We start from the raw sequence: 7257 nt of genomic DNA on the forward strand, positions 1-7257 counted from the left end.
ATTGGCAGATGCTTGTTCAGCAGTTTTGATCGAGCGTCCTTTACCAACTCCTAGCTTGTTTCCGTGCAGCCACACTTCAGCTACGAAACGTTCTTGATTGCGGTGCGGTTGGGTGACTTCCACAACCCGATATTCTGGTAAAACTTTAAATTGTGCCTGAGTCCATTCTTGGAGAGCAGCTTTGTAATTCAGTCTGGCAGGATCAAGGCGAATTTCTGTTGTTAGTTGTTGGAAGTGGGGATCTAGCCAAGAGCGGATCAGTTCCAGATTTTGAGTACTTAAGTAAAGCGCACCCAGAACTGCTTCAAAAGCATCTGCCAATCGTGACTCTTGACCAACTTTATCAGCAGTAGCACTACCAGCAACTAGTAAGTATAACTCTAAACCATAAACTCTTGCCAATTGGGCGAGGATGCGATCGCTCACTAACACCGAACGAATTGCCGCAAAATCCCCTACTGGACAATCTGGGTAATTTTCCCATAACACAACAGCCGAGACCAACCGCACCACTGCATCGCCAACAAACTCCAGCTGTTCATAATTTGCCGACTCAGAGACAGTGGGATGAGTTAGCGCTAAATCTAGCAGTTCCCACTTTATAGGTGCTTTTAGCGACAAACCTAATTTTTGGACTAAACTTTCGAGTTGTCGTTGACGGCGTGGATAAGCTAGGGTCATCAGTTCTTAGTCAAAAGTTATTAGTGATTAGTTATTGGTCATTCACAAATAAACAAAGAGTTGGTAGTAAGTCGGGTAACGTTCAAATTAATGATATTACACGCATTTCAGCTTACTATTTTTCAAAACCTACAAATTTTGTGCAAATTAATCGTAATGTTGAGCTATTCACCAATGCTATGAGTAATATGTGTAGTACGATGTTGATATAAATAGGCTATAGAAATCATATTTGATTTCTGAAATTATCTACGTAGGCGGGGAGTGGGTAGAGACGCGATTAATCGCGTCTGTAGGGAGTAGGGAATACGGAATCAGGCTTTTCGAGTTGAGGGCGAGCTTTTTCAGAAATCAAATCATAGTCCTATATTAATCAGTTTACTCAAAATTACTCTAGCCTATATCTCAATACCGTTCAGTTAAGCCCAAAAACCTTGGTAGAGATGCGAAATTTCGCGTCTCTACAGGTCTAAAATTAGTACCAAAAATCCTTAACTGAACTGTATTGCGTCATAAAGGCACTGACTTAGGATGTTCATTACACCTACCGTAGGCATTTACCTGCAAAGTTAGAATGATATCAAGGAAACTTTTTAGCAGAACATAACAATGCTGATAATTAGCCTAAAAATATCATTTGGTGCGATCGCAGGAGGCAAAAAATGGGCTTGGCTGGATTAAGAATTGTGTTGGTAGAGCCAGCTGGACCGATAAATATCGGAGCGATCGCCAGGGTAATGAAAAATTTCGGGCTATATAATTTAGTATTAGTAAATCCCCAATGCGATCCGCTATCGACGGAAGCTTTGATGATGGCTGTTCATGCTCAGGAAATTATAGAATCTGCGGTACTAGTGCCGACATTACCAGAAGCATTGCATGGATGTGTACGGGCGATCGCTACTACTGGTCGCGTTCGCAGTTGGGAAACGCCCTTAGAAAACCCCCGCACTGCACTACCCTGGTTACTGGAGGAACCAGAAAAACCCGCAGCACTAATTTTTGGCAGGGAAGACCGGGGATTAAGCAATGAAGAATTAAATTATGCACAGAGGTTTGTTGGTATTCCTACGAGTCCAGATTATGTAGCCCTAAATTTGGCTACCGCCGTAGCAATCTGTTGTTATGAATTGTCACAATGTACCCAGCAACCTAACACTAAAACCTTAACCCAACCTGAACTCGCCCCTTTAGATGTTGTGGAAGCATACTATCAGCAATTAGAATCATTATTATTAAAAATTGGTTATGTATATCCTCATACAGCAGCTAGTCGCATGGAAAAATTTCGCCAACTATATAATCGCGCTCACCTGAAAACAGGGGAAGTATACATGCTGCGAGGGATTTTGCAGCAGGTAGAATGGGCCCTTAAAAACCAGAAGGATGGTGAAAAGTTGTAATTATTTGTTTAATATATACGCAATCATCCCCCAAAATATTTAATATGGCTTAAACTAAACACAAAAATGCTACTTAGTGGCAAAGTGAAATTTGAGTAATTAATATTTGCTTAAAGATTAAGTTTTGGGTTAGGAGTCTGCTAGAAAACAGCCAAGGGGTCACAAGGAGTAACTGTGTCAGAGTCAAGTGACGAACTAACAGCTTTCTCGCGGCGTCAACCCTTAAATCGCCGCCAGCCGCCACAAAAAGTTCAAAAAGTGGTAAAGAAGAAAGTTAAAGTTAACAGCCAGCAGCAAGCTGCGAATGGACGAGAAGCGGCGCTAACACGCCCAAAAAATCCGATCAGTCCTCCCCCAATCCCGAGTGCTACACGTAGGGTAAAATCGGGCTTAGTCATGCCAACGGCAGTAAAACCAATACCTAGTGTGAAGGGCAAAATTCCTCCCTTTCGACCAGGTGCTGTGATGGTGAAAACAGTGCGGATGGAAAAGCCAAAAATCGGCAGGCGTTCATCGCCCAAGACACGGTTAAAACCAATGGCCAAAACCTTGTTATATATTGTGCGACTGTTGATTGTGGGTGTTGGCATGGGTGCAATTGTTGGCACAGCATTGTCAGTATTAGACCCCGCTAATCGCATCAGCACAACTTCTGCGCCGCAATCTAATATTAATGTGGTGCGATCGCAGCCACAACCTACCCAAACTCCCCCAGTTGCACCTTCGAGCTTATACCTATCCCAAGAAATTATCTCCTTGAAAAATGCTGTGCAAAATTTGGCGGACACCAACCCAAATCTTACACCCGGTGTTTTCTTAGTAGATTTAGATACTGGTAATTATGTAGATGTCAATGGCTCTACCAGTTTTCCGGCGGCTAGCACAATTAAAGTGCCGATTTTAATTGCTTTTTTCCAGGATGTAGACGCGGGTAAAATTCGCCTGGATGAAATGCTAACTATGCAACAGGATATGGTTGCTGGCGGTTCGGGAACTCTGCAACGCCAACCAGCTGGAACCGAGTACGCCGCTCTGGAAGTCGCCACAAAAATGATTACCGTCAGCGATAACACCGCAACAAATATGCTGATTGCGCGACTGGGAGGGATGGAGGCGTTAAACCAGCGTTTCCGCACTTGGGGATTAACAACCACAACAATTCGTAATCAACTCCCGGATTTGCAAGGGACAAATACCACTACTCCAAGGGAGTTGGGGAATTTGATGGCTATTGTGAGTCAGGGAAATTTAGTGAGTATGCCATCACGCGATTTAATGCTCGATATCTTGCGTCGCACCCAGAGAGACACTCTGCTACCATCCGGCTTGGGAACAGGCGCAAGAGTATACCACAAAACGGGCGATATTGGTACTATGCTGGCAGATGCAGGTTTAATTATTGTTCCAACTGGCAAGCGCTACATAGCCTCTGTCATGGTACAACGTCCGGTAAATGACCCTCGCGCCGAAAAATTGATTAGCTCAATTTCTAGTGTTACCTACCAAGAATTTAGCCAAAATGCTGTTATACCCAACAGTACTACAAGTAGTATACCTGCAAATGGTTATCAACCCCCTGTTGTGAATCCTGCTTTACCCAACGGTACAACAGGCACTGTACCCATGAGCGTTTATCAACCTCCTGTTGTGAGTCCTATACCCGCAAATGGTTATCAATCTCCAGTTATGAATCCGCAGTATTATCCCCCAAGATAATTAATTTGAATTTTATATTGTTCATGACATCCATCACCCCCTCATAAATGAGCGGCGAACTAGAGTTGATTGCCTGCCAACCTCACCCCATTGAGAGTAACGGTTTTAATCTTAATGCAACTCTGCCATACGACTGTAAAATTGAACACATCGTTTTGGCAATGAATAATTTTGTAGAGTTTTTAGGCTTTATCAATCAACAGCTTTACAGTAAAGAAATGGAACGTCTTGAGGTAATGCTGATGCCAGCCAACTTTAGCAGTATGGTTGGAGAATTCCTGATTTCAAATATTCCGAAATACTGCTCTAGCCTGGTTAAAAATCAATATCATAACGGACATCCTGACTTAATTCCTGCTGGGATGTTTCCTAAAAACTCTGTACAGTATTCTCATATTGGTATTGAAGTAAAAGCTTCTCGTTATCAGAGTGGATGGCAGGGTCATAATCCCGAAGATACTTGGCTGATGGTATTTGTTTTTGATAGCAACCGCCCTAGTACCGCAAGGCGGAAGTCAAAAGTCAAAAGTCAAAAGTCAAAAGTATTATGGAATAAGCTCTTTAGGGCTTTTCAATGGTATGCTTATTTACGCCGTGCTGTACTAGTGACGCTGTTCAAGGTATTCAGCCAAAGCCCTTTCGTTTTATCAAGGTTGTTGGTGCTAGCCTTACAAAGAATGATTGGTCATTCTCTGGACGTTCGGAAATTAGTCGCAGAACAATAACTGCCAGTGTTACTAAATTTAGTAAAATCGCTAAAAACAAAGTTAAAAAGCTCAAATATACTATTATCTTTTAACTCTTAACTTTTTTGATACCGCATTCCTGGAAGTTGTGAAACTAAACCCATAAGTTCCAACTGTAACAACGCACTGGAAACTGAGCCAGCAGCCATGCCGGTTTGTTGGACAATAAAATCAAAGGGTAAAGCTTCACTTGCGAGTGCCTCCGGCACGCCTGCGGCGATCGCATTCATTACCGTTTGCAATTCTGGCGATAAAGTTGGCATTAACTGTTCTGGTGCTATAGAAGCCTCCACTGCATCAATTTGTGGTATTGCTCCTAGCATTGTTAACAGTTCATCTAATTCTTTAAGGATGAAAGAAGCTCCTTGACTCAGTAACTTTAAGCACCCTTGGGATGGATGATCGTCCAGTCTTCCAGGTAGTGCATAGACATCTCTACCAAATTCATTTGCGTAGGTAGCAGTAATTAAGGCACCAGATTTTATCGGCGCTTCCATTACAAGGATGGCGCGGCTTAAACCTGCAATAATCCGGTTGCGGCGGGGAAAGTGAGTGCGATCGGGTGGGGTTTTTGTAGGGTACTCACTCACGACTAAGCCAGTCGTCAAAATCTGCTTGTACAAATCCCGATTTTTATGTGGATAGATAACATCTACACCAGTTCCCAAAACTGCGATCGTGCGTCCACCTGCTTTGAGCGCGGCAATGTGGCTTTCTGTGTCAATTCCCTCTGCCATCCCAGAAACAACTGTAAAGCCATTTTTAGCCAAAGCTGTACTAATTTGGCGAGTCCAACGGATACCGTATTCTGAGGGTTGACGTGTTCCGACAATTCCAACCATCGGTTTTTGTCCGAGATTTTCTTGGAGTTCGACTTCACCGCGATAGTATAAAATCGGCGGTGGACTCGGAGTTTCCAGCAGTAAGCGGGGATAATCTGCATCTGCTGGTGTCCAGAAATGAGAATTTTCTTGCCGGTGCTTGGTAAATAGTTGTTCTGGGTGCAAACGCGATCGCTGTTTTACTACTTTTTCTAGTGTTTGAAAACCAAAACCCTCTACTTCTCCCAACTGTACCTTGGTAGCGTTCCAAGCTGTTGCTAACGTGCCAAAATGCTGTTGCAGCCGCCGCAGTAATACCGGGCCAATTCCCGAAATTTGCGCCCAAGCTAGCCAATATGCGCCTTCTTCTATCACCGTTCCATCCTCACTACTGGATTAAGTATTCCCAAACTGGGGTTGTTTGTTGATATTAAGGGGGAGTGGGGAGTGGGGAGTGGGGAAAGCAGGGGAGAGTAACTCTTGACTAATGACTAATGACTAATAACTAATGACTAATGCCATTATCATAGGAGCAAAATCACCAGAAGGTCTAGGATTAGTCAGCTTTTTAGCAGCCTATCCCAGTAATCAACTAGTTGTTGATGTGTCAAAAATTTCTAAGCTAGTCGGCATGGCAAATTCCTCTTCTGGTTCTGCTGATGCACCTCCAAAGGACAATGTAAGTTCTTCACCTTTAGGAAAAATTGCACTGCAATATCAAATACTTGCCGCCCAAAATAAACAGTTTTCAGGTTGCTTATTTGGTGATTCTGTTTCGGCTGGACTTGGTAATACTCTTGGGAATGATACTTTTAATTTTGGGTTAAATGGCTTGAGTACAATCTCATTACTAGAACAACTGAAAAGTTTAATTCCTACTAAGGTGAAATGCGAAAAAGCTATTATTGCCATAGGTGGAAATGATGCTTGGTATGGAATTAGTGATGAGTTGTTTAGCAAAAATCTGCAAGAGGCGATCGCACTTGTCCGCACAATGGGAAATAAAGAGATTTTTCTCATTCCGGCTTTTTATTCAACAGTTGCACCCAGCTCAGATCCAACTGTATCAGCCCCAAATTCTAGAGTTGAACAAATTAATGCTTTGATTAATAAAGTTGCTGAAATAGAAAAACTGCCAGTTGCAGCAGGAGTAGCACCATTGTATGAGAATAATGTTCTTAAAGAGAATTTGTCGAGCGATGGCGATCATCTGAACGCTGAGGGCCTCAAAATCTATCGACAAGCATTATTACAAATCCTGGAAAAGTAATATGATGTCTATCTAATTGTCCATACTAAAAGCACCCCACCCCACCAAAGTTACGTTTTATATAGCGGTTCTGGGTTGAGTAGGTACTGAACCCCACCCCCAACCCCTTGTTCGCTTGCGAGGAGCTTGCTATGATGTAACTCATTTAATTAGGAAAAGCTATATAACATAATTCGTAGTTTGTAACTCAAAATTACGAATTACGAATTACGAATTATTACTTTTAGGATTTCCAATTCAAAAACCGCGCATAAATATAAGCTATGCCTTCATCAATAATTGTCCGTACACCTTGGCTATAATCCCACCATTTGTTTGGATCATAATCTTGTGTTTTGGCAGCGATCGCACCAACCTTGATGTTAGGGCTAAGTAGTTTTTTGAACAGCAACCAACTCCTACGGGTGTGAACGTCCAAAGAAAAAACATTAATTGATTGTAGCTTTAAATTGGAATTAGATAGCCAGCGATTAAATTCGGCAGCAGATGCATAACTACGATCCTTGATTACCAGAGGTGTTGGAACAGCTACCACCTTCTCTGATTCTAAACCGAGTTTCTTGAAGGTGGCGGCTGACACTTCTGCAAAGTTTTTGTATTCGGTAAGATAAATTCCTTTT

At 42.5% G+C, this 7257-nt stretch carries 6 protein-coding genes and 1 pseudogene; 4 read left to right on the plus strand and 3 right to left on the minus strand.

The genetic code is table 11. The features are described from left to right. The coding region (rnc, locus tag LC574_RS18215) for a ribonuclease III (protein WP_229454810.1) at nt 1-681 on the minus strand (681 nt) is incomplete at its 3' end. Between the two features lie 662 nt (nt 682-1343). On the opposite strand from rnc, the gene LC574_RS18220 reads away from it, so the two are divergent. From LC574_RS18220 to LC574_RS18230, 3 genes are all read left to right on the plus strand, one after another. After that, nucleotides 1344-2084, plus strand: coding sequence for an RNA methyltransferase (locus LC574_RS18220; protein ID WP_229454811.1), 741 nt, complete (start codon nt 1344-1346; stop codon nt 2082-2084). 174 nt (nt 2085-2258) lie between these two features. Next, nucleotides 2259-3800, plus strand: coding sequence for a serine hydrolase (locus LC574_RS18225; protein ID WP_229454812.1), 1542 nt, complete (start codon nt 2259-2261; stop codon nt 3798-3800). 47 nt (nt 3801-3847) lie between these two features. Then, on the plus strand, nt 3848-4525 hold the full coding sequence (locus tag LC574_RS18230) for a hypothetical protein (protein WP_229454813.1): 678 nt from the start codon (nt 3848-3850) through the stop codon (nt 4523-4525). A gap of 77 nt (nt 4526-4602) precedes the next feature. On the opposite strand, the gene dprA is transcribed toward LC574_RS18230, so the two are convergent. After that, nucleotides 4603-5742, minus strand: coding sequence for a DNA-processing protein DprA (dprA, locus tag LC574_RS18235; RefSeq protein ID WP_229454814.1), 1140 nt, complete (start codon nt 5740-5742; stop codon nt 4603-4605). Between the two features lie 133 nt (nt 5743-5875). On the opposite strand from dprA, the gene LC574_RS18240 reads away from it, so the two are divergent. Then, nucleotides 5876-6637, plus strand: coding sequence for an SGNH/GDSL hydrolase family protein (locus LC574_RS18240; protein ID WP_229454815.1), 762 nt, complete (start codon nt 5876-5878; stop codon nt 6635-6637). Between the two features lie 223 nt (nt 6638-6860). On the opposite strand, the pseudogene LC574_RS18245 reads toward LC574_RS18240, so the two are convergent. Further along, nucleotides 6861-7257 (minus strand): annotated as a pseudogene (locus LC574_RS18245) (YdcF family protein); the annotation flags it as partial.

It is taken from the genome of Nostoc sp. CHAB 5715 (assembly GCF_020829685.1).
GTDB lineage: Bacteria > Cyanobacteriota > Cyanobacteriia > Cyanobacteriales > Nostocaceae > Nostoc.